Here is an 18,905-nt window from a genome sequence, read left to right on the forward strand (position 1 = left end):
CTCTTCTCGGGTGTGCAGCCACCCCCCTCCTCCCTTGATGAGCAACTGTTCGCCGATGGCCTCCGCCTCGAGCAGGTCTTGCTCATCCAATTGGAAGCCGAGGGCTATCGCATCGCACGCCTGGCCGGCAAGCAGTCAGAAGCGGACTACGCCGCCACCCGCGAGGCGATGGAAGCAGGGGTTGACTTCATCCATCAGGCCTCGCTGAACAACGGAGAGATCCGCGGCTCGGCCGATGTGCTGCGCCGGATTGAGAGCCCCTCAGCCCTGGGGGATTGGAGCTACATCCCGATCGAGTGCAAGCTGGCCAGTAAGCCCCGCACCACCTTTCTGGTCCAGGCCTGTACCTACTGCGAACTGCTCACCCCATTACTTGGGCACCGGCCCGATCGCTTCGAGTTGTTTCTCGGTGGTGGCCGCTTCCAGACCTATGACACCGATCGTTTCTGGGCCTGGTATCAACAGCTCCGCAACCGCTACCGCGATTTCTGTGCCTCCTTCGATTCCGCCTCACCACCGGAGGATGAACCCGGTGATCACGGCAGCTGGAGCGCCTTCATTGAGGAGCGCCTGATCGCCGAGCGGGATTTGGTTTTGGTGGCCAACATGCGCCAGAACCAGCGACTCAAGCTCAAGGCCGCTGGCATCCACACGATCGAGCAGCTGGCCGAACTGCCCCCTGGCGCCAGCATCGCTGGTTTGGCTGCCGAGGCCCTCTTCGAGCTGCGTCAGCAGGCCCAGCTGCAGCTCACGCCCCATCGGGCCGATGGCAAACCCGCCTTCCTGGTGCGCCCCCTGCAGCCGGGCAAGGGGCTGGCCGCCCTGCCCGCCGCCGATGCCGGGGACATCTGGTTCGACATGGAGGGCATTCAGGATGCCGTTGCTGCCAAGAAGCTCGAATACCTCTTCGGGGCCTGCTACCGGGAGGCCCCGGCTGAGCCGGCAGCCTTCATCGCCTGGTGGGGTCATAGCCCCCTGGGAGAAAAGCGGGCCTTCGAAGGGTTTGTGGATTGGGTGGAGGAACGGCGGCGCCGTCATCCAGGCCTGCACGTCTACCACTACGCCAGCTATGAGAGGTCGGCGATGCGCCGCCTTTCCCAGCAACACCAGACGCGTGAGGCGGTGATCGACGACTGGTTGCGCAGCGATCTGCTCTGCGACCTGCTGCCGATCGTCACCCGCTCGATCGTGCTCGGTGAGGGCAGCTACTCGATCAAGAAGGTGGAGGGGCTCTACATGGGTCCCCGTGGCGCCGATGTCACCAACGCCGGTGATTCTGTTGTCGCCTACCTGCACTGGCAGTCCTCCGGTGAGCCTTCCCTGCCGGGTCCCGCCCCCGACGGCAGTCCCAGGCTTCAGGCGATCGAGGACTACAACCGCGACGACTGCTTCTCCACCGTGCTGCTGCACGACTGGCTGCTGGAGCTGCGCCGCGCCCAGGGCCTGCCCGAGCAACCGCTCGAGCATCCAGTGGAGGAACGCCCTGAGGCGGAACCCTGGCCCCTGGAAGCCCTCAGCGCCCGGTTGATCGCCCAGTTGCCCGAGCAGCTCCAGAGTGATCCAGCCGCCAATGCCCCAGAAGCCGAACTGATCGCCCAGGAGCAACTGGGTTCACGAGGCCTCAGCTGGCGGGTGCAGCGCCTGCTGGCCCAGCTGCTGCCGTTCCATCACCGCGAGGCCAAGGTGGCCTGGTGGGCCTACTTCGATCGCAGGGGCAAGGCCCTCCAGAGTCCTGATGATCTCGACGCCGATGGCGAGGCGATCAACGGAGCTATCTGGCAAAGCGTTGAGAGCGTGCCGAGTCCCAGAACCGGCTCCGACTGGCACACCTTCTGCTTCGATCCGAGTCAGACCCTCAAACTCCATGTCGCCCAGGGTGATGGGTCCATCAAGCTGGAGATCCCCGAGACCGGCCAGAAGCTCCCGGCGGTGGTGATCGACGGCGAGCGGGGCACCCTCACCCTCAAGTACCCCTGGAGCGCCAGAGACAAGCGGCAAGCCGCCGGCCAGGCGGTGGAGCTTCCGAGAGGTCCCATCGCCCTGATCAAGGTGCCCGAGGACATCAGCGAGCTCCTACGGGACAGCCTGCTGGCCCAGGCCGAGAGCTGGGTGGATGGTGGCAAGCCCATCCCTGCCGCCATCGTTCACCTGCTGGAGCGCCGTGCCATTGAGCCACTGGTCCCGCTCAATGCCGCCCTCGCAGCCGAACCGAGCGCTTTGCCCGTCCAACTGGCGGAGTTTCTGGCCTCCCACAGCGATCTGACCCTGGCGCTCCAGGGCCCCCCAGGCACGGGCAAAACCACCGTCACCGCCGAGGTCATTGCCGAGTTGGTGGAGCGCGGTCTACGGGTGGCGATCAGCTCGAACAGCCACGCCGCGATCAACAACCTGCTGCTCAAGGCCCACAGCACCTGCGCCGCCCGTGGCCTCAGCCAGCAGGTGGTGAAGTGCAGCACCGCCAATGACGACAAAGGGCTGGTCGGTCAGCCCGTGGCGCTCTGCAAACCCGATGCCCTCACAGGTTCGATGGCCGTGGTGGGCGGCACGGCCTGGATGTTCGCTCGCCCCGTGATGGAGGAGGTCTTCGACTGGCTGGTGGTGGATGAGGCGGGGCAGATGTCCCTGGCCAATCTGCTGGTGATGGCCCGCTGCGCCCGAGGAATCCTGCTGGTGGGGGATCAACAGCAGCTGGCCCAGCCCAGCCAGGCCGATCACCCGGGAGAAAGCGGCAGCTCCTGCCTGGAGTATCTGATGCAGGACAAGGCGGTGGTGCCGGCGGATCGGGGCGTGTTCCTGGCCACCAGCTGGCGGATGGAACCCTCGCTCACCTCGATGGTGTCGGCGCTCTTCTACGACGGCCGCCTCCAGGCCAGCCCCGCCAATGCCATCAACCGGATCGAGTGGCGGGGGCCCTTCACCGGCAGCACGGGCCAGATCCTCCCCAGCCAGGGCCTGGTCTTTGAAGCGGTTGAGCACACCGGCTGCAGCGTCAGCTCAGAAGAAGAAATCGAGCGCATCGCTCAGCTGGTGGAAGCCCTGCTGGGCTCCAGCTACCGCCATGCCAGCAGCGGCGCTGAACGCCGTGGGCTGTTGACCCCAGACGACATCCTGGTGACCGCCCCCTACAACGTTCAAGTGAACCGGCTGCAACAGCGGTTGGGTACCCGCGCACGGGTGGGAACGGTGGACCGATTCCAGGGCCAGGAAGCCCCCGTGGCCATCCACTCCCTCACCGCCAGCGACGGAGATGCCGCCCCCCGGGGCCTGGGTTTCCTGCTGCAGCCCAACCGGCTCAACGTGGCCATCAGCCGTGCCCGTTGCCTCTCGATCGTTGTGGGCTCACCCGGCCTCGTGACGGGTATCGCCAACACGGTGGAGGAGGCGGAGCAGATCAATCGATTGTGCCGCTTGGTCCACGTTTCGATGCAAGATGATGGCCGAAACTTCAGCTGAACTGGATTCCTTTCTCCATCCATTGAGGAACAGCCCATTCTGATCCGTTGTGTCACTGACGTGACCCCCCTTGAGCTTGAAGTGGTCGGGATGGAAGGGCATCAACTTCCTTGGCAAAGGGATGGGCAGAGCACCTCCGCTGAAGAAAACGAGCTTCGTTCACTCGTCCTGAATTAGAGAAACTTATGTCGTTCAACGTCAAGTCTTGGTTGGTCGATGCAGTGGTGGATTCTGTACTGGCCAAGCCATCTGGCTCACGCCACGGAATCACTGGATTCTGGCTCGCATCGCTGGATCGCGTACGCAATGAGCGCATCCTGAGAATTGGCACGCTCCATGGGCATCACTTCTTGCTTGCCGCTGAGATTGACCCAGTTGCGACGCACGTCATGGACCCAACACGTCTTGATGAGTACGTCAAGCACGAAATCCTTAAGCACTCGAAAGACAAGGACTCCCTGTCCATACAAGCCGCTCGCGCCCACGTAGAAGAATGCATCGAGAAGGGGCGCATCGTCGTCGCCTTCAGGAATGCTCGTGCATTCACCGGAGAGTTCAAGAGCAATGGGCGCGACTCCATCTGGTATGAGGAAGATCAGTGACATTGAATCCCAACCCAACAGCCCAAGACCTCACACCCCATCCCTACAAACGTCAAGGCCCGCCTGACACCCATCAGCCGTGCCCATTGCCTCTCGAACACAGTCGCGGAAGCAGAGCAGATCACCCGGTTGTGCCTGATCCTGCAGGAAAGCCTTCGTGGTAGCGGCCAGTGGATTGGTAGCGAATCCGCTGATTGGTTGCGTCCATGCTGAAGTCAAACACTTCGCCATCGTTGAGGTCGATGAACTGACCGGCAATGCAGAGGCCGTGTTCGATCGTCTCCACCAGCTGGCCATAGTCGATTCGGTAGAGGTGCGCCTGGTTGCCATAGGAGTCCTTGATGGCCGCGAACAGCGCTGAGAGATTCTCGCTGAATTCCTCATCGAACACCTCCTCGGAGGACATACCCTCCGGCAGGTTGTAGGCCGTGGGGCGCAGCAAGGGAACCCCGTCCGGCACCACGAAGTCCGCCTCAGGTGCATAGACCATCGGGCAGCTGCCACGGGTTTCATGCATCCACTCCAGAAGCCTGTCCAGCCCCTCCGCATCAGCGGTCATCAGCGCCATTTCGCCGTTCTCGTCCGGCTGGCTCTTCACCCAGTCGATCGCCTGGATGGCTGCCAGGCCGTGGCCCTCGTCCATCCATGGCAAGAGATCCTGCAGGGAACAACCACCGAACCCCTCATCCACAAGGCTGTCGATGCTGCGGGTCGTGCTGCCGAGCTGTTTGAGCCACCGCAGGGTCGCTGGAGCGAGATCGGTCATGGTGCGGCCGGGAGGAAGGAAGCCGGGCATTCTACCTTATTCTGACAGTTGCAGTGGCACTGACGTCCTTTTGGGTTTCAGGCTCGGGCTTGTCCTGGCCTGGGCGCTCTAGCTTGCGAAACAAACGGCAGAGCGAGATATGCCATCGGCGTTGCTCCAGCCATGCCCACTGCGTCGGCTTGGGCCTCTGCGCCCCATCAATCTCTATGGAGCCGAGGCTTTGCGGTGCCAGCTGCCCCAATAACCACCAGGGCTGGTGATTATTTGCTGATCTTCCCCATGAGAAGGGCGCCCCGTGTCGGGCGCCCTTGGGCCGGTTGCAGGGCTTGGGCTCGCGCTCCCCTGGTCGAGGCCTCTGATTCATTAATAGATCCGCCTGGCTTGCTTGTCAGTACGGCAAGCCGATCACGGCGGTGGGGGCCTCAACTGCAGACAGGACCAGCTCACCACTGGGGGCTGCAGGGCGCCCAGCCCGCCTTGCGTTTCTCGCTCCAGAGCTTGAGGGCTTCATCCCGGCTGATCTCCCGGCGGTTCTTGAGCAGCGGCACCGGCTCGCCGGGAAGCAACTCGCCGCTGGTGATTTCCAATCTCTGGTAGGTGCGCTCCCAGCGGGTCGGGCGAAAGCGCAGCACCTGACGGCCGTCGCTCAGCCAGCCCTCCTTTGGGGTCAGGGGGACACGATGTGATGGCCGACTCATGCCTCTGCGAGTCTGGCCTCGATCAACCGGCAGCACTCCTGCACATCGCTCGCGCTCTGTACCCCCTTCCCGAGCGAGCAGAAGAACTCACGCCACAGCGGCGGCACCGCCAGAAGGATCAGTGGCCTGCCTGAATTGAGCGCATGGGCGGCTTCTGAGGCTGTGCCGGGGCCGCCGCCCCCGCAGATCACCACCACATCGGCGCTGAGCACGTTGATCACGTTGCGGGCCTTGCCCATGCCGGTGAACACGGCCAGATCCACTTCCGCGGTGCTTTGCCTCTCATCACCGTTCCCTTCATCGGGCAGCACCCCCACCACCAGGTGCCCCTCCACCCGCGCCGCGCCGCGGCTGGCCGCTGCCATCACCCCCACCGGGCGGCCACCGGTGAGCAGCACCCAACCACTGGCGCTGATGCGCTCCCCCAGCTCCTCGGCCAGGGCCACAGCCTCAGCCGAGGCGCCCTCTCCGGCACCCATCACGCCCACCACCGCGCGCCGGTTGCTCATGCCACCTCCGGGCACCAGCCCCGCTGGCGCGTCATGTCGTCGGTCCAACCCTGGCAGCGACGGGTGAGGTGCTCCGTCCACTCTCTAGCGCCCACTGTGCAGCTACCAGCTCTGGATAACGAGCACCAGCATCAATTGCTGCGGGGGTTACACCGGCCCATGTGTTCGGATAAGACTTGGCTGACATGAATCAAGTGCATGTAAGCCGGATCCAATAAGACTAGTAATATTACTACATAATCTGATCAGCGGTCCATTATCGGTCCACCAGCGTTGACTAACTCAAGCCCAGCCCTGTAATGGCAAAGGATCTCAGGCACAAACCACCACCACCAGGAGATGGTCGCCGATGGTGACAGCGGTGGTGGCCCTACCCCTGAAGCCCCAGGCGCCTACCAGCCAAAGAAAGACGATCCAGTCGGCATGGCTTTCTTTCCACTGACTCTCGTTGCATCGTCATCACCAAGGGCACGTTCTGCACATGCATGAATCACCATGCTCATGCACGTTGTGTCCATGAGGGTTCGTGCACAGCCGCCATGGGTCAGGTTGTGCTGCCCGATCAACCCATCACCGCTTTCGGCAGGAAACCCTGGGGTTGCCGATCAGCTTGGCCGGCAAGCCAATGGCTGATTGCCGGAGTCAAGACAGCACCGAAGGGGCTGTTTCACGCATGACTCCATCAATGGTCGGCATCCCATGAGAGACACGCGCCTACTCCCTTGGGCCCTTGGCTGTGAATGGAACCGGAAACGAACTGACGCTGGCCTCAATGATGGCCTCAATGAAGCCGTGCTGGCCTCGGCGGCCGTATCGTTGATGAGGCTTTCCGTTCAGAGGGTAAGAACGTTGCCGGCTTGCAATTGAAATCTGACTTCGTATAGTCTTGCGATTGAAATCTTACGTTATCCACTCCTGCAAGTGACATCTGACTCTGTACGTTTTCCGTTGCCCTGAGTGGCTCTGCTGGTAGAGGCCGCAAATGCATTCGGATCGACAGTCCTTCGATCGGATGGCGCCCTTGGGAGTCTTGATGAGCGGCTGATGGACTTGGAATGCAACCGCTGCAAAAGAGTGAAGGGGTGCAGGCATCGCCTGAAGCAGACACTCACACCTGTGCCACTACGGCCACTGGTCTGTTCAGACCATGGTGTAATGACGCGCCTCGATTAGGCGGCCTGGGTCACATTCGGTCACCGCTGGCTCTGTGGCAATGCTTGCTCCTGGCGAGCAGTTCGATTGACTGACAGGGCTCTGAGTGCCGAAACGATGGACGGACGCTTGCAACGCCTGTTGTTCACCTCGCTGCTTCCCTATTCCCTGGTCCTGGGGCTGCTTCTGCATCTGCCGGCGCGGGCCTCCACCTACCAGGCGCTCTGCGGAACCAGTGCCTGCACCGTGAACCTCGACGCCACCGGTATCGCTGCTCAGGGGCGTTTCATCCCGATCGGTCGGGTGGCCCAGTGGTTCACGGGCGGCCAGGAAACCTTCGACACCACCAACGGCACGGTGGGCGCGATCGGCGGCGGCACCGCCGGTGCGATTGCCGGCGGCGTGCTGCTGGGCCCGATCGGTCTGGTGGGGGGCATGGTGGGCGGAGCCTTCGCGGGCTCCAGGGCTGGCAAGTCGGCCGACCTGTATTTCACGGTGGTGGGCTATGACACCGCCGGCCAGAAAACCACGCTCAGTTTTCGCTTTGTGAATCCGAAACCGGCCAATCAGCTGAAGACAGAACTGCCGATGCTCACCGGTCTGGCGATGGGCCAGGTTCGTCCGATCGCCGAGCTGCAGCGCACCGGCTCCCCTCTGCCGGAGCGTCTGTCGGATCTGCCTCCCTCTCTGGCGATTCCCTCCCAGCCCTACGGCCCGCAGCGTTGAGGCGCAGGCCCGGTTGGTTGCGGCTCAGCCGTCCTGGCTTGGTTGCATCGCACAGCAGCGCGGTTGCAACGCACAAAAGCGCATCAGAGTGGAGCTATACGCAGGCACTGGCCTTGAACGTGCCCCTGCCCCCGGACTCCGAAGGCTCTCTCGCCTCGCCTCGCGAAAGGGAACCGGCTCCACCATCAGTGACGCAGGATTCGTCCAACGTGCCCGAGGCCTTCCTGCGGCTGGCTCCGTTTCTGGTGGGCCCGGCGCGGCGGGGCGTGGTGGGCTCCAGCCGCTACGCCCGCACCTTGCGTGAGGCGGTGCACCGCGCTTCCGCCGACCCCGCGCACGGGCCGGTGCTGCTCTCGGGGGAGCCGGGGCTGGAGAAGGACAACCTGGCGGCCCTGATTCACCGTGGCTCCAGCCACCGCCGCCGCCTGATGGTTCGGCTGGATGGGGCGCTGCTGCGCGCCGATGGCAGTGACCTGTTCGGTGCCGCCGGCAGTGGCGGGCGCGGCTCGCTGCTGGAGGCCCTCGGCGATGGCGCCCTGCTGATCTGCCAGCTCGATCGGGTCGATCCCGTCCTGCAGCCCGCGCTGCTGCAACTGGCCCGTGACGGCAGCTGGCAAGCGCCGGGGGAGCCGCCCCAGGGCCAAGCTGGCGCGCAGCATCACTTCGCCGGGCGGGTGTTCTTCACCGCCGAATCCGCTCTGCCGGCCTTTGATCGGGTCTGCAGCCGCATCCGGGTGCCGGCGCTGCGGGTGCGGCGCCAGGACCTGGGCGAATGGTTGCGCTACCTGCTGCGCCAGCAGAGCCGCCACCTGGGCTGGCCGCTGGCGCCGGCGGTGGGGGCGGAGGTGATCCGGCGGCTTCAGACCCACGACTTCCCGGGCAACATCCGCGAGCTCAAGCAGCTGGTGGAGCGGGCCCTGCGCCAGCTGCCTGTGCCGTCTGCCGATGCCGCCACCCAGCGCCCACCACCGCAACTGCCTGAGGAGGTGTTCTGGCTGGCGCCACGTCAGCCGCGCTTGCGCTTCGATCTGTGGCGCTGGAAGCCCTCTCTGCGCGCCCGTATGCGTTCGCCGCGCTTCTGGAACGCGCTGCTGTTCGGCGTGGTGAGCTGGGTGTTCGTGCTGGTGAACATCTGGCTGTGGGCCGGCCCCCAGGACCGCGCCCACAACGGTGGGTTGGTGCTGTTCTGGGCCTGGTGGTGGCCGCTGATTCTGATCGGCTACCCGCTGGTGGGGCGCCTGTGGTGCTCGTTCTGTCCGTTCATGGTGTGGGGGGAGATCGCCCAGCGGCTGGCCCGCGCCGTGGGCTGGCGTCCCGCCGCCTGGCCCCACGGCGACACCGACGTCTGGGCGGCGCCCTGCCTGGCGGCCGGCTTCGCGGCGATCCTGCTGTGGGAGGAGCTCAGCGGCATGGAAAACCAGGCCCGGCTGAGCAGCAGCCTGCTGCTGGTGATCACCGCTGGCGCGGTGATCTGCTCGGTGCTGTTCGAGAAGCGCTTCTGGTGCCGCTATCTGTGCCCGGTGGGGGGCATGAACGGCCTGTTCGCCAAGCTCTCCGTGCTGGAGCTGCGTGCCCAGGCCGGCGTCTGCGGGGGCAGCTGCACCAGCTACGCCTGCTTCAAGGGTGGGCCGGCGGAAGGCGAGGGGCTGGCCACGGCCGGCTGCCCGCTCGGCACCCATCCCGCCCACCTGGCCGACAACCGCAACTGCGTGCTCTGCCTCACCTGCGTCCAGGCCTGTCCGCACCGCTCGGTACAGCTCAGTGTGCGGCCCCCCGCCGCCGATCTGCAGCGCGACATGCGGCCGCCGGCGGGGGAAGCCGGCCTGATCCTGGTGCTGGCCGGTGGCGTGTGCCTGCACGTGTGGCAACGCCTGCTGGGCGGCCTGCCGCTGGCGCCTGCCAGCCTGCAGGAGGGCTCGCTGCTGCCCCGGCTCGCCTTCGCCGCTGTGGCACTGGCGCTGCCGTCCGCGCTCTTCCTGCTGGTCCGGCTGGTGGCGGCGCTGCGGACCTCCATGCCGGCCGCGGGCCTGCGCTTGTCGCTCTACGGCCTGCTGCCGCTGCTATGGGCGCTCCTGCTGGGGCGCCATCTGCCGCTCGGCATGGCGGAGGCGGGGCTGGTGCTGCCGGTCAGCTTCCAGGCGCCGTTGCCGGCCTGGAGCGCCGACCCCCACGTGATCGCCTTCTGTCAGAGCGTGGTGGTGCTGGTGGGCGCCGCAGGCTCACTGCTGCTGCTGCGCCGCTTGCTGACGCCGGGGCGGTTGTCGTTGTGGGGCGGCTCGCTGGCGGCGCTGCTGCTGGCGGCGGCGTGCCGCTGGCTGGTGGCGATGGGCTGATGCACTGATCGTTGATCACTGATCACTGATCACTCGGGCGCGGGCTGGTGGGCGCCAGCAGCGGAGCGCCATCCAGGCGCCGGATCGCCACCACCCCTGGCATGGGTGGCCGCCCCGGCACCCCTGACGGCCAATTCGAGCCCAGCGGCACCCACCGCAACTGCTCGAAGGTGCGGCCATCGCGGTTCACGAGCGGATAGCCCTGACCTTCGCGGGCCTCACCGGCCCTGGCGCCGTGCACTTCGCCAGGGTGCTGCACGGCAAGAAACAGGCTGGTTTCGGCGGCATCGAAACAGGGACCGCACAGCTCGCATTCCATCGGCCCTATGGCGAACAGCAGCGCCTCCCCCGCCGCCGGGCCACTGCGGGGCAGCAGCCAGCAGCCGTTGTTGCCGAATTGCTGGATCTCACTGCCGCGGCCGGAATGGTCGGTGACCATCCAGAGGTTGCCGGCCCGATCGAAGGCGAGGTTGTCGGGGTTGGAGAAGCCGGCGCCGCCCTGCCATGGCGTGCCACCGGTGGCCGCCATGCTCCAGCGGAAACGGCTGCCTGCTTCGGGGCCGCCATCGCTGAGGCGCAGGATCCAGCCGTGCGGCCAGCTGGCTTCACCGGCCGGGCCACGGAAGATGGAGGGATCGGCGCGGCCGTCGTCATTGGCGCCGCCGGCAGTGAAGGCGACCAACAGGTCGCCGTTGAGCGGATCGAGATCGGTGTCCTCCGGTCGTGCGGAGGGCGTGGCGCCGGCGGCGCTGGCGGCCAGATGGGCATCGATCAGGATCGCCCCCATCCGCTGCTCCCCCTTGCCCGGGTAGAGGTCGCCGAGGGTGGGGAAGCGGCGTCGGTAGTCGGCCACCTGGGCATCGCTGCTGAAGCTTTCAGCGCCGGCCTGGCGCCGGTCGCTGTGGGGCAGCCGGCAGGCCTGCGACACACCGTGGCGTTCGAAGTGGCTGGGCAGCAGCGGATCGACGGCGGTGGCCGGCGCCAGCGGAATCCACTGGCCGCTGCCGTCAGCGGCGAAGCGGGCCGCCTCCAGGCGGCCGTCCTCCAGCAGGCGAGAGTTGGCAGGGTCGGCCGCATCGCGGATCCGCCCTGCGCTCACGAAGCGATAGAGATGGCCGCCCATGCGGTCGCAGCCGGAATACACCACCAGCGGTTCACCCGCCTGCGCACGCACCGCCACCGCCTCATGGCGGAAGCGCCCCAGCCAGCTGTGCTTCACGGCGGCCTGCTCAGGCCGCTGCGGATCCAGCTCCACCATCCAGCCGTACTTGTTGCCGGCCAGGGCAAAGGGATTGCCGAGGCCTTTCACCCGCTGTTCGCCGAACTGGAATGGCAGCTGGGCCGGCGACGAGGCGCTGCCATCGGCATGCACCGCCTCCACCACCTGATCCTGAATGTTCTCCTCAGCGCTGAGCACGGTTCCCCAGGGGGTGACGCCACCGGCGCAGTTGGCGAAGGTGCCGATCACCCGATCGCCGAGCCCGTCGTCGTAGCCGAGGCGCTCGCGGGCGCGGAACACTGCCGCCGCCGGCCCACTCACGCGCAGCAGAGCGGCCGGATCCTCCAGACCGCTGAGCCCATCGATGCGCCGGTCGTAGCGGCCCGGTTCGCGCCGCCAGCTGCCCTCGCCATCGCGGCGCAGGGCGATCACGCCGACGCCCAGATCGCGCAGGGCTTCCGCCGCCAGCTGGCGGCACTGCCGCGCCAGGGGGTCGCTGGGATCGAGCGACGGCACGTCGACAGCCCCGCCCCGTTTCACCAGCGCCTGGATCACGGCGCGGCCGGGCAGCTCCGCACCGGTGGCTTCCTTGAAGCCCTCCAGCCAGGGCCGCGGGCTGATGTACTCGAAGTTGACCGTCAGCAAGGCCAGGCCATCGCCCAGCTCCCGCAGGGCCAGGTAATCGTTGTTGTAGCCAAAGCGGCCTGCGGCCACTGGCTCCCCCCACACCGCCACCAGCTCGGCGCGGTAGCCATCCGGCACCACCATCCGGTCGTCGAGCGTGATCGTGCTGAACAGGCGCAGCTGCTCGGCGCCACTGAGCCCGGCCACCGGCAACGGCAGGGGTCCGGGCAGGGGCTTGAAGGGCAGTGCGTTCAGGGAGGGAGGCCGCCGCGCGGCCGTGCGGGAAAGGGCCTGGGCGGCCGGCGGGTTGGCCCCGCCAGAAGCGGCAGCAGCGGCAGCCGATACCCCCAGCAGGGCGAGCAGCTCGCGGCGGCGCAGGAGCGGATCAGCAGCCATGGGTCATGGCGATGCGCAGCGGGCGCACGGCCCAGATGCCATCGCAATACTGGCGGATGGCGCGGTCGGAGGAGAAGAAGCCACTGCGGGCGGTGTTCAGCAGCGACCGGCGTGTCCACAGGGCCGGCTGGCTCCAGGTGCGGCTCACCTGGTCCTGGCAGGCGAGATAGTCGTTGAAATCCGCCAGTAGAAAATAGGGATCGGCCCCCCGGATGGAGTCGACCAGAGGGCGGAACAGGTTGCCATCCCCTTCGCTAAAATGGCCCGCGCTGATCAGATCCAACGCTTCGCGTGCCAGCGGTATTGCCTCCAATCGGTCATGGGGTTGACCTTTGGCGCGCAGCTCGGCGATCTGCTCGCTGGTGCGACCGAACAGGAAGAAGTTCTCGGCACCCACCTGATCGCGGATTTCGATGTTGGCCCCGTCAAGGGTGCCGATCGTGAGCGCACCGTTGAGGGTGAACTTCATGTTGCCCGTGCCGGAAGCCTCCAGGCCGGCGGTGGAGATCTGCTCGGAGAGATCGGCCGCTGGATACACCTTCTCCCCCAGCTTCACGTTGTAATCGGCCAGGAACACCACCTTCAGCAGCCCGTGAACATCGGGGTCGGCGTTGATCACACCAGCCACGCCGTGAATGAAGCGGATGATCAATTTCGCCATCGCATACCCCGGCGCTGCCTTGCCACCGAACATCACGGTGCGCGGCACCATGCCATCGCTGTCGCCGCGTTTGAGCCGGAGGTATTGAGCCACGAGTTGCAGGGCATTGAGGTGCTGCCGCTTGTATTCGTGGATCCGCTTCACCTGGACGTCGAACAGGCTGGTCGGATCGATCACCTGCCCGGTTCGGGCCTCGATCAGAGCCGCCAGGCGCTCTTTGGCGGCGCGCTTCGCCCCGGCCCAGCGCTCCAGAAAGGCTGCATCGTTCTGCCAGGTTTCCAGCCGCTGCCAGAGCTCCGGTGCGGCAGGCCAGGCAGTTCCGAGCGCTTCGTCCAGCAGGGTCCCCAGGTCGGGATGGGCGAGGGCCAGCCAGCGACGCGGTGTCACCCCGTTGGTGACGTTGGTGAACCGCTCCGGCCAGAGGCGGGCAGCGTCGGGGAAGAGGCTGGTGCGCACCAACTCGCTGTGCAGGCCCGCCACGCCGTTGATTCTGTGGGCCGCCGCCACGGCCAGGTGGGCCATGCGCACCCGCTTGCCGTCCGTTTCATCGATGATCGACAGCCGCCGCAGCAGGTCGTTATCGCCCGGTTGGCGCAGCCGCACCTCCTGCAGATAGCGGTGGTTGATTTCCAGAATCACCTCCAGATGCCGTGGCAGCAGCGAGGCAAACAGGCCCAGATCCCAGCACTCCAGTGCCTCCGGCAGCAGGGTGTGATTGGTGAAGGCGATCGATCGGCTGGTGATCTCCCAGGCGGCTTCCCAGCCCAGCCCATGCTCATCCACCAGCAACCGCATCAGCTCGGCCACGGCGATCGCGGGATGGGTGTCGTTGAGCTGAACGGCCCAGTGATCAGCGAACGCCTCGATCGGGATACCCCGCAGCACGAGGCTGCGCAGCATGTCCTGCAGGGAGCAGCTCACGAAGAAGGCCTGCTGCCGCAGCCGCAACCGCCGTCCGGCATCACTGCCGTCATTGGGATAGAGCACCTTGGAGATGGTTTCCGATCCCACCTTCTGCTCCACCGCGCCGTAGTAATCGCCGCGATTGAAGGCATGGAAATCGAAGTCTTCGGCGGCGCCGGCGCGCCAGAGCCGCAGCCGGTTGCAGCTGTTGACGCGAAAGCCCAGCACCGGCACGTCGTGGGGGATGCCGATGACCGCTTCAGCAGGCACCCAGCGATGCCGCAGTTCACCCCGTTCGTCGCGGACCTGTTCGGTGTGGCCGCCAAAACCCACCCTGCAGCTGCGCTCGGGTTGAATCAATTCCCAGGGCCAGCCTCCCTTCAGCCAGCCGTCGGTGATCTCCACCTGCCAGCCGTGCTCGATCAGCTGATCGAAAATGCCGAACTCGTAGCGAATGCCGTAGCCGGTGGCGGGGATTTCGAGGCTGGCCAGCGACTCCATGTAACAGGCCGCCAGGCGTCCGAGGCCGCCATTGCCCAGTCCAGGCTCCTCCTCCTCATCGAGCACCGTGTCCAGGTTGTTGATCCCGAAACGACGCAGGGCTTCCCTGGCCTGTTCAACGATGCCCAGCATCAGCAGGTTGTTGCCCAGTTGCGGCCCGATCAGGAACTCGGCCGAGAGGTAGGCCACCGCCTTGGGCCGCAGTCGCCGCAGCTCGTCCTTGTAAGCGAGGTGGCGGGTCATCAGCCGGTCGCGCACGGCATAGCTGAGCGCCATGTAGAGGTCGTGGTGGCTGGCCCCCCTGGCCTGCCGGCCCAGTGTGTAAAAGAGGTGCTCGGTCATGCCGTCGACCAGATCGGCGGCGCTCAGCCCGTTGCGTTGCGGGTCGCCGTAGCTAGCCGGCAGGGGCAGGTCGGCGCTGGAGGGCGCAAGACCCGGCGTCTGCGATCCGGACATTGCTGACGGGCGTGGAACCCTTTCAAGCTGTCGGTAGCTGGTTAAGGGCTCTTCAACACACGGTTGAGCTTCGGAAGCCGTCACACTTCGCGGCCAGTCCCGCTGCTGCGCTGCTGCGCTGTCGCCTGGATCACGCCGGCGCGGCTGATGATCGCCGCGCTGCTGATGATGGATGTCCTCCCTGGCGGCGAGCGTGCGCGGCCCATCCGAGGACGATGACGCCGGGTGCACCGGACAGGCGACGGCGGTCGACTGCCGGGCCGGTCTGGTGCTGGTGTGTGGCCTCGGCTCGCTGGGCCAGGCCTGCCTGAGCCGCCTGCTGAGCTTCGATGTGCCCCTGGCGGGGCTCGATCTGGAACCACCCAACAGGCTCGATCCCTCCCTGCGGCAGCGGCTCGGCGCGGGGCTGCTGCAAGGCGACATGCGCCAGCCCGGCGACCTGCAGCGGGCCGGGCTGCACCAGGCGCGCGCCGTGCTGCTGCTCAGCTCCGATGGCTCGGTGAATGTGGAAGCGGCGCTGCAGTGCCGCCTGCTCAACCCCGACGCCACGATTGTGCTGCGATCCTCCAGCCGGCAGGCCAGCCTGGGAGCGCTGCTGGAAGCCCGCCTGCCCGGTCTGGCGGTGGTGGATCCGGCCTTGCTGGCCACCGGCGCGATCAGCGGCGCGTTGCGCCCGGGCGAAGCAGCCGCCAGCTTTGAAGCCGATGGCCAGCTCTATCACTTGGTGGAAGGGCCCCGCCAGGACCCTCACTGGCAGCGACCGGTGCAGCTCCCCGACCAGGCCGGGGGCGGTGGGAGCGATCTGCTGCTCACGCCGGGATCATTCCACCCGCTCGGGGTGGCGCCCACTGCCGCCGGCCAACGCGCCGAAGCGGTGGCGGGAGTCACCGCCTTGCCACGGCGGCTGCTGGCGCCCCTCGCCCGCCGGTCACGGGCGCAGTGGCTGGCCGTGGGTGCTCTGGCCCTGCTGCTGGTGATCGGCCCGCAGCTGTTTTCTCAGCCGGGCAGCTGGCGGCAGGGGATGTTCGTCACCCTTGCGCTGCTCAAGGGTGAATACGTGGATCCGGTCAACGTGCTGCTCGATGGCGGCGCAGGCCTGGCGGAGGCCAGCGGCTGGCTGATCACCGGCACGCTGCTCTATTCGTTGGTGGGCACCCTGCTCACGTCGGCGCTGGTGGCCGTGCTGCTGGAACGGCTGCTGCGCGATCGGCTCGTGCGCCGACGTCCTGCCCGGCTGCGGCGGGGGCTGCGGCCGGTGTTGCTGGTGGAAGGCGGCGACCTGGCGCGTGGCGTGGCGCACGCCCTCCAGCGCCAGAAGTTGCCGGTCGTGCGGGTGCAGCGGGGGGAGGACTGGGAGGACCAGGAGGCTGGCACCCCCATCTACGAGAGCGTTGATGCGGCCCTGACCTCCCTCAGGGGAAGCAGGGTTTCGGCCGTGGGGCTGCTCTCTCCCGATCTGCTGGCGAATCTGGAAGGGGCACTGGCGCTGCAGCGGCGCTGGCCCGAGGCACGCCTGGCTGTGCTTGCCCACGCCTTGGCAGCGGCGCCCAGGCTAGGGGAGTTGCTGGGCGGGGTCACGGTGATCTCGGCGGTGGACCTGGCCGCTGACGCCCTGGTGGCTACCGCCTTTGGGGAACGGGTGGAGGGGGTGGTGGGCATCGGCGGCCACCACCTGCTGCTGGTGCGCTACCGCATCGCGCCCGGCGACACCCTGCTCGGCCGCACCATCGCCCGCTTGGAGCACGGATATGGCGTCACTGCCGTGTCTCTGAGGCGCCGCGGCAGCGCCACGGTGATCGAGCTGCCGGCCTGTGATCTGGTGGTGGCAACGGGCGATGCGGTGTTGGTATTGGCCACGCTGAAAGGGTTGCGCAGGATCGAGCGCGGGGAGGCCGTGCCGCCGGCCTGGCGGTTACGGCTGCGCGTGCCTGATGGAGTAGAGGGGGAGGCGCGTTTCGAATGTCAGCAGTGTCTGGCCCGCTGGTTGGGCTGCGCGCCGGGAGAGACCACTGGGTTGCTCGCCCGAAGCGAGGCTCTCACCCCGCTGCTCGACCGTGAGCCCGCCGAACGGCTGCACGCTGAGCTCCGTCGGTTGGGAATCTTCAGCCAGCTGGAAGGGCAGCTGCCAGGTCAGCTGGAACCCCAGCCGTAAGACCAGTGGGTGAACCGAGCAGCGCTTGATCAGGGCCCCTTCACGCCTGCGGCGATCGCCGCGCTGCCCTTGGGTGAGAGGGCGTAGCCGAGGAAGGCCTGGACGGCGGGGCCGGCCGGCTCCCGGTAGGCATAGAAGAGGGGACGCTTGAAGGGGTAATCCTGCGCTTCCGGGGTGCTGCCGTCGATCGGCACCACGCGCACCGTCTGTTGATCAGCGACCTGGGCGTAAGTGGCGTAGCCGATGCCGTCCGCGCCCAGTAGGCGCAGCATCGGCGTGGTGGCGTCGCGCTCCATGGTGGTGATGGTGGGGCCACTGCCGAAGGGCTGCCCCTCCAGCACCAGGGCGCGGAAGGCCGAATGGGTGCCGCTGACGCTGGGGCGGTTCAACACCCGGATGGCCCGATTTTGGCCGCCGAGCGTGGCCCAGTTGATGATCTCGCCGCGGAAGATCTGCACCGCCTGACTGCGGGAGAGGCCACGCCGGAAGGGGTTGTCGATGCCCACCACCAGGGCGATCCGGTCGTCGGCCACCGGCACGGCTCTCAGGCCCCGCCCCTGCTCTTCAGAGGTCAGCGGCCGCGAGATCGCCGCCAGGGTCACGGAGCCGCCCAGCAGCGCCTGGATGCCGTTGTCGGTGCCCACTGCGGCGGTGGTGACTTCCGTGCCCGGAAACGCCGCCATGAAGCCGGCCTTGAGGGCTTCGTTGATCAGCACCATGCTGGTGGAGCCATCGATGCTGACGGCCGTGCCGGCCGGCACAGCGCTGGGCGGCGGGAAGGCGGCCGCCGCAGGCTCCTGGCCCGGCAGACCGGGCAGCCCCTGCGGCAGGCTGGGCACCCCTTGCGGCAGGCCGGGCAGGGAAGGACGGGCACCCAGCAGGCCCAGGAGTTGGTTGCGGCCACCCCAGAGAGCACCGGCTGCGATCACCAGCAGCAGGATGTAAACGATCGGCGGCGGTCCGCTGCGTTTGCCGCTCGGGGTCTCACCGTTCATGGTTGCCTGTCTTCGAACTGGGGCAGGGGGGCAGCTTCAAGGGCCTGAAGCCGCTGGGTGACCTCCGCATCGAGCGAAAGCTGTTCCAGATCGGCTGTGAGCTTTTCCTGCGGATTTTCGCTGAGTTCTGCGAGGGCGGCGTTGCGCAGATTTCGACCCTCCACCGCGTTCCTGGCCTGTTCGAAGGAGGAGCGGGCGGAGCCGATGTCGAAGTCGTTGTTGACCTTGGCGATCGATTCCAGCGCGGCGTTCACTTCCGCCAGATCCTTCATGTTCTGCATGTCGCTCTTGTAGTGCTCGAGCTTGAGGCGCTCCCGGTTGAGCTTGTCCTTGGAGGCGGTGACATAGGCCTCAGCCTGCTGCACCTGCTGCTCCAGGGCGGGCAACAGCTTCTCGATCTGGATGGCGCGGCCCATCGCCAGCTTGGCGCCGTCGATCTGGCCGGCCCGCTGGGCCAGCCGGGCCTGCTGCTCGTAGGTGCTGAGCTCGATCGTTTTCGTCTGGTACTTCTTCTTGGCCCGCTCATAGGCGCCCACCTGCATGGCCACCGCCTGGGCGAGTTTCTGCACGGATAGCTGCATCGACTGCAGGGATTCCTCCGCCACCGCCACCGCCACCTGGCCGCCGGATTCCACCGGCCGCCCCCACAGCCAGCGCCAGCTACCCACCACCACACGGCCGGCTCGATCGCCCATCAGCCAGTAGATCAGTCGCTTCACGGGAAGGTGCGCCGTCGCCCCAGCGTACGTAGCCCGTCCA

The 18,905-nt window shown here is 66.8% G+C and carries 12 protein-coding genes; 5 read left to right on the forward strand and 7 right to left on the reverse strand.

Annotation, left to right across the window (positions count from 1 at the left end):
• The first annotated feature begins 12 nt into the window (after positions 1 to 12).
• Both ACWJI3_RS02445 and ACWJI3_RS02450 read left to right on the forward strand, forming a co-directional pair.
• The gene (locus tag ACWJI3_RS02445) at positions 13 to 3,453 is read left to right on the forward strand and encodes a TM0106 family RecB-like putative nuclease (RefSeq protein ID WP_480202737.1); all 3,441 of its coding nucleotides are present in this window, start codon (positions 13 to 15) and stop codon (positions 3,451 to 3,453) included.
• 185 nt (positions 3,454 to 3,638) lie between these two features.
• Positions 3,639 to 4,055, forward strand: a complete 417-nt coding sequence (locus ACWJI3_RS02450) for a hypothetical protein (protein WP_480202738.1) — start codon at positions 3,639 to 3,641, stop codon at positions 4,053 to 4,055.
• A gap of 121 nt (positions 4,056 to 4,176) precedes the next feature.
• On the opposite strand, the gene ACWJI3_RS02455 is transcribed toward ACWJI3_RS02450, so the two are convergent.
• The 3 genes from ACWJI3_RS02455 to ACWJI3_RS02465 all read right to left on the reverse strand — a co-directional run bounded on the left by ACWJI3_RS02455 (position 4,177) and on the right by ACWJI3_RS02465 (position 6,028).
• On the reverse strand, positions 4,177 to 4,821 hold the full coding sequence (locus tag ACWJI3_RS02455) for a hypothetical protein (protein WP_480202739.1): 645 nt from the start codon (positions 4,819 to 4,821) through the stop codon (positions 4,177 to 4,179).
• A gap of 443 nt (positions 4,822 to 5,264) precedes the next feature.
• Complete coding sequence (locus tag ACWJI3_RS02460) at positions 5,265 to 5,519, reverse strand: DUF1651 domain-containing protein (protein ID WP_255101197.1); 255 nt, start codon at positions 5,517 to 5,519, stop codon at positions 5,265 to 5,267.
• The gene (locus tag ACWJI3_RS02465) at positions 5,516 to 6,028 is read right to left on the reverse strand and encodes an SLOG cluster 4 domain-containing protein (RefSeq protein ID WP_480202740.1); all 513 of its coding nucleotides are present in this window, start codon (positions 6,026 to 6,028) and stop codon (positions 5,516 to 5,518) included. Before ACWJI3_RS02465 ends, ACWJI3_RS02460 begins: the two co-directional genes overlap by 4 nt.
• Positions 6,029 to 7,267: 1,239 nt before the next feature.
• On the opposite strand from ACWJI3_RS02465, the gene ACWJI3_RS02470 reads away from it, so the two are divergent.
• Both ACWJI3_RS02470 and ACWJI3_RS02475 read left to right on the forward strand, forming a co-directional pair.
• Positions 7,268 to 7,906: a hypothetical protein gene (locus ACWJI3_RS02470; RefSeq protein WP_255140131.1), complete on the forward strand. Its 639-nt coding sequence runs from the start codon at positions 7,268 to 7,270 to the stop codon at positions 7,904 to 7,906.
• A gap of 188 nt (positions 7,907 to 8,094) precedes the next feature.
• Positions 8,095 to 10,239 (forward strand): AAA-type ATPase lid domain-containing protein, encoded by a 2,145-nt coding sequence (locus ACWJI3_RS02475; protein WP_480202741.1) that lies wholly within the window; start codon positions 8,095 to 8,097, stop codon positions 10,237 to 10,239.
• Positions 10,240 to 10,261: 22 nt separating this feature from the next.
• Here ACWJI3_RS02475 and ACWJI3_RS02480 read toward each other — a convergent pair whose 3' ends face one another.
• Together ACWJI3_RS02480 and ACWJI3_RS02485 are read right to left on the reverse strand one after the other, a co-directional pair.
• A complete protein-coding gene (locus ACWJI3_RS02480; protein ID WP_480202742.1) occupies positions 10,262 to 12,478 on the reverse strand; it encodes a PhoX family protein in 2,217 nt (738 codons plus the stop codon).
• On the reverse strand, positions 12,468 to 14,999 hold the full coding sequence (locus tag ACWJI3_RS02485; RefSeq protein ID WP_480202743.1) for a glycogen/starch/alpha-glucan phosphorylase: 2,532 nt from the start codon (positions 14,997 to 14,999) through the stop codon (positions 12,468 to 12,470). Before ACWJI3_RS02485 ends, ACWJI3_RS02480 begins: the two co-directional genes overlap by 11 nt.
• 172 nt (positions 15,000 to 15,171) lie before the next feature.
• Between ACWJI3_RS02485 and ACWJI3_RS02490 the strand changes: the two genes are divergently transcribed.
• A complete protein-coding gene (locus ACWJI3_RS02490; RefSeq protein WP_480202744.1) occupies positions 15,172 to 17,151 on the forward strand; it encodes an NAD-binding protein in 1,980 nt (659 codons plus the stop codon).
• Between the two features lie 29 nt (positions 17,152 to 17,180).
• On the opposite strand, the gene ACWJI3_RS02495 is transcribed toward ACWJI3_RS02490, so the two are convergent.
• Together ACWJI3_RS02495 and ACWJI3_RS02500 are read right to left on the reverse strand one after the other, a co-directional pair.
• Positions 17,181 to 18,146 (reverse strand): substrate-binding domain-containing protein, encoded by a 966-nt coding sequence (locus ACWJI3_RS02495; RefSeq protein WP_480202745.1) that lies wholly within the window; start codon positions 18,144 to 18,146, stop codon positions 17,181 to 17,183.
• On the reverse strand, positions 18,143 to 18,865 hold the full coding sequence (locus tag ACWJI3_RS02500) for a PspA/IM30 family protein (RefSeq protein ID WP_480202746.1): 723 nt from the start codon (positions 18,863 to 18,865) through the stop codon (positions 18,143 to 18,145). The genes ACWJI3_RS02495 and ACWJI3_RS02500 overlap by 4 nt, the downstream gene beginning before the upstream one ends.
• Positions 18,866 to 18,905: the final 40 nt, after the last annotated feature.

Source organism: Marcopretia estuarina LEGE 06307, from assembly GCF_056633115.1.